The 4,169-nt window shown below is 67.7% G+C and carries 5 protein-coding genes; 2 read left to right on the top strand and 3 right to left on the bottom strand.

Features of this window, described 5'->3' with window-relative positions; genetic code table 11:
* From AC1D2K_RS31100 to AC1D2K_RS31090, 3 genes are all read right to left on the bottom strand, one after another.
* A partial coding sequence (locus tag AC1D2K_RS31100; protein ID WP_478093840.1) for a PLDc N-terminal domain-containing protein occupies positions 1-215 on the bottom strand: 215 nt, incomplete at its 3' end.
* Positions 212-880: a glutathione S-transferase family protein gene (locus AC1D2K_RS31095; protein ID WP_478093838.1), complete on the bottom strand. Its 669-nt coding sequence runs from the start codon at positions 878-880 to the stop codon at positions 212-214. The genes AC1D2K_RS31100 and AC1D2K_RS31095, both read right to left, overlap by 4 nt.
* A gap of 305 nt (positions 881-1,185) precedes the next feature.
* Positions 1,186-2,304: a 5-methyltetrahydropteroyltriglutamate--homocysteine S-methyltransferase gene (locus AC1D2K_RS31090; RefSeq protein ID WP_478093836.1), complete on the bottom strand. Its 1,119-nt coding sequence runs from the start codon at positions 2,302-2,304 to the stop codon at positions 1,186-1,188.
* Positions 2,305-2,450: 146 nt separating this feature from the next.
* Between AC1D2K_RS31090 and AC1D2K_RS31085 the strand changes: the two genes are divergently transcribed.
* Together AC1D2K_RS31085 and AC1D2K_RS31080 are read left to right on the top strand one after the other, a co-directional pair.
* Positions 2,451-3,554 carry an aromatic ring-hydroxylating dioxygenase subunit alpha gene (locus AC1D2K_RS31085; protein WP_478093835.1) on the top strand — a complete coding sequence of 368 codons (1,104 nt, stop codon included), beginning with the start codon at positions 2,451-2,453 and terminating at the stop codon, positions 3,552-3,554.
* Positions 3,551-4,169 (top strand): GntR family transcriptional regulator (locus AC1D2K_RS31080; protein WP_478093833.1); only part of this gene is annotated, 619 nt, incomplete at its 3' end. The genes AC1D2K_RS31085 and AC1D2K_RS31080, both read left to right, overlap by 4 nt.

The raw sequence follows: 4,169 nt of genomic DNA, 5'->3' as shown, positions 1-4,169 counted from the left end.
GGCCGCAGCTTGCGCTGGCCGAACACCAGGTACATCGGGAGGATCACGTAGGGAAGCAGCGCGAGACCCATGACCCACGCGATGGCGGTGGCGGGCGCGCGCTGCTCGCGCCGGGCGCGGGTGGTGAGCACATAGACCAGCAGCGCGAAGGTCACCACCAGCAGGTGCTGCGATGGCGAGGGCAGCCAGTCGAGCAGGTCGTCGATGCGGTTCACGGGCGGAGGAGCGCCTGCAGGTAGGGCGGCACCGGACGCCCCTGCGAAGCCAGGAACTGCATCATGGGTCCGACCACTTCGCGCACCGGGCCGCGCGCGCCCACGCGCTCGCGCCAGGCGAGCAGCCGGGGCGTGGCCCCGGTCATGGGCGCGCCCTTGCGCTCGGCGAACACCTGCGCCATGTAGAAGGCGATGTCGGCGAAGGAGTAGCTGCCGGCCAGGTAGTCACGCCCGGCCAGCAAGACTTCGAGCTCGGCGTAGAACGCCGTGCAGCCGGCGCAGGCCGCGAGCGCTGCCGGACTCTGCATCTCCTGCTGAAGCCTGAAAAGCCTGATCACATGCGGAAAGAAGACCTCGTCCGACATCAGCTCGAGCTGGCGCGCCCGCGCCCGCGCCGCGACCTCGCGAGGCCACAGCGCCGGCTCCGGCACGCGGTCCTCCAGGTATTCGAAGATCTGCGTCGAGTCGAACAGCTCGACCTCGCCGTCGATCAGCACCGGCACCTGCCGCTTCGGATTGACCCGAAGCACCTCGGGGTGCTTGGGCAGGTAGTGGTCGTCGCGGTCGAAAGGCACCATGACGCAATCGAGGGCGACGCCCTTCTCGAGCGCCGCGATCTGCGCCTTGGCGCCGAACATGCTGAGGGGGCCGGTGAAGAGCTTCATGGACACAGAGCCTACTTCACCCCGACCCCAAATCAAACCGGCCAGCGAAGCGAGGCCCGTTGGTGAAACACCGCGGAACCGGCTCCGCCGGGCCGCTGGTGTTGCCCCCGGCAGGGGGTGGGAGGGCTACAGGGTGAAGAGCTTCATGGACACAGAACCTACTTCACCCCGACCCCAATTCAAACCGGCCAGCGAAGCGAGGCCCGTTGGTGAAACACCGCGGAACCGGCTCCGCCGGGCCGCTGGTGTTGCCCCCGGCAGGGGGTGGGAGGGCTACACGCAGTGAGCCCGACCTGGGGGCGAGCCTATTTCCCCCAGACTTCCTGGGCCGTCTCGACCACCAATCGCAGCTTGGCGCGCTGCGCCTCGACCGCGATGTTGTTGCCATGCACCGTGCTGGAAAAGCCGCACTGCGGCGACAGCGCGAGCTGGTCGAGCGAGACGTACTTGGCGGCCGCTTCGATGCGGGCCTTGAGCTCGTCCTTGTCCTCCATTTCGCCGAACTTGGTCGTCACCAGGCCCAGCACCACGGTCTTGCCCTTGGGCAGGAAGCGCAGCGGCCGGAAGTCGCCCGAGCGGGCGTCGTCGTACTCGAGGAAGTAGGCATCGAGGTCCATCTCCTTGAGCAGCGCCTCGGCCACCGGCTCGTAGTTGCCGGCCGCCGCGTGGGTGCTCTTGAAATTGCCGCGGCACAGGTGCATGGCGAGGAGCATGCCTTCGGGCTTCTGCGCCACCACCTTGTTGATGAATGCGGCGTAGCGGTGCGGCAGCTCGTTGGGGTCGTCGCCGCGCTGGCGGGCGGCCTCGCGCATCTTCTCGTCGCACAGGTAGGCGAGGTTGGTGTCGTCCATCTGCACGTAGGTGCAGCCGGCCGCGGCCAGCGAGCGCAATTCGTCGCCGTAGGCCTTGGCGACGTCGTCGTAGAACACCGGGTCGAGCTCGGGGTAGGCCTCGCGGCTGATGCCGGCGCGGCCGCCGCGGAAGTGCAGCATGGTGGGCGAGGGGATCGTGACCTTGGGCGTGTTGCCCGCCGACACCTGGCTCTTGAGGTATTCGAAGTCCGCGAGCTGGATGTTCTTCTCGTGGCGTACCTTGGCCGTCACGCGCATCACGGGCGGCGCCAGTTCCTCGGTGCCGTCGGGCTTGCGGATCGTGACCGGGATGTCGGTCTTCACGCCGCCCAGTTGCTCCAGAAAGTCGATGTGGAAATAGGTGCGGCGGAACTCGCCGTCGGTGATGCTCTTGAGGCCGATGTCTTCCTGAAACTTGACGATCTCGGTGATCGCCTTGTCTTCGACACGGCGAAGCTGTTCGGGCGTGATCTCGCCCTTGGCCTTCTGCTCGCGCGCTTCGAGCAGGTACCGGGGGCGCAGGAAGCTGCCGACGTGGTCGTAGCGGGCGGGCAGGGCGGCGTGCTGGGACATGGGTGGGCTCCGTCGAATCTGGAAAAGAACGGTCGATCGTATCCGGACAGTGAACCCCTTCGCTGGATACAGAAAGATCGGTATTTACCCTGAATTCTGCCAAAAAGCGTGGACTTTTGGCCATCAATGTATACATTGCGTATCCCATGAAAGCCTCAGCCAGCCCTTTTCCGCTCAACGCCTGGTACGCCGCCGCCTATGACGTCGAGGTCTCGCACGCATTGCTGGCGCGCACGATCTGCAACCAGAACCTGGTGCTCTACCGGCGCACCGACGGCCAGGTCGCGGCCCTGGAGGACGCCTGCTGGCACCGCCTGATGCCGCTGTCGCTCGGGCGGCTGGAGGGCGACGAGGTGGTCTGCGGCTACCACGGCCTGGTCTACAACAGCCAGGGCCGCTGCACCTTCATGCCGAGCCAGGAAACGCTCAATCCCTCGGCCTGCGTGCGCGCCTATCCGGTGGTCGAGAAGCACCGATTCGTCTGGGTCTGGCCCGGCGACCCGGCCAAGGCCGACCCGGCGCYGGTGCCCGACATGCACTGGAACGACGACCCCGAGTGGGCCGGCGACGGCAAGATGATCCGCGTCGCCTGCGACTACCGGCTGGTGGTCGACAACCTCATGGACCTGACCCACGAGACCTTCGTGCATGGCTCGTCGATCGGCAACCGCGAGGTGGCCGAGGCGCCTTTCGTCGCCACCCATGGCGACCGTTCGGCCACCGTCACGCGCTGGATGAAGAACATCGACCCGCCGCCCTTCTGGGCCGGTCAGATCCACCACGCGCATGGCTATCGGGGCAAGGTCGACCGCTGGCAGATCATTCGCTTCGAAGGGCCCTGCACCGTCAACATCGATGTCGGCGTGGCCGAGGCGGGCAGCGGCGCCGTGCCGCGCGATGGCGCGCCGGGCGACCGCAGCAAAGGCGTCAACGGCTTCGTGCTCAACACCATCACGCCCGAGACCGACAAGACCTGCCTCTACTTCTGGGCCTTTGCGCGCAACTACTGCATCGGCGAACAACGGCTCACGCACCAGTTGCGCGAGGGCGTGTCGGGCATCTTCCGCGAGGACGAGCTGGTGCTCGAAGCCCAGCAGCGCGCGATCGACGACCGGCCCGACTACAGCTTCTACAACCTCAACATCGACGCCGGCGCGATGTGGGCGCGGCGGCTGATCGACCAGATGGTGGCGCGCGAGAAGCCGCGGGCGCCGACGATTCCGATCCAGGCCGCGGAGCTCGCCCGATGAGTGCGCTGCCCGTGGCCGGCGAGCCGGGCGAAGCCGGCGGGTCCCAGGCGGTCAAGGCCCAGTTGCGGCTGCGCGAGATGATCCTGGCCGGCGAGTTGCCGGGCGGCGCGCGGATCGCCGAAGTGGCGGTGTCGGAACTGCTGGGCGTCTCGCGCACGCCGGTGCGCAGCGCGCTGATGCGGCTCGAACAGGAAGGGCTGCTCGAAGCCCTGCCCAACGGCGGCTATGCGGTGCGCACCTTCTCGGAACGCGACGTGGCCGACGCCATCGAGCTGCGTGGCACCCTCGAAGGCCTGTCGGCGCGGCTGGCCGCCGAGCGCGGCGCACCGCCGGTGGTGCTGCGCGAGGCCAGGGCCTGCCTGCGGCGCATCGACGAGCTGCTGCGCGATCCGGCGCTCGACGACGCGGCCTTCTCGCACTACGTGGCCTTCAACGAGGAATTCCATCGGCTGCTGTCCGAGATGTCGGGCAGTGCGCTGATCGCCAAGCAGATGGAGCGCGTGATCAATCTGCCCTTTGCCTCGCCTTCGGGCTTCGTCGTGGTGCAGGCCAACACGCCCGCGGCGCGGGACATGCACCTGATCGCGCAGGACCAGCACGGCCAGGTGCTCGATG

It is taken from the genome of Variovorax sp. P1_H12_2 (assembly GCF_056405335.1).
Note: the sequence above shows the minus strand (reverse complement) of the source record. Positions and strands in the feature narration are given on the sequence as shown.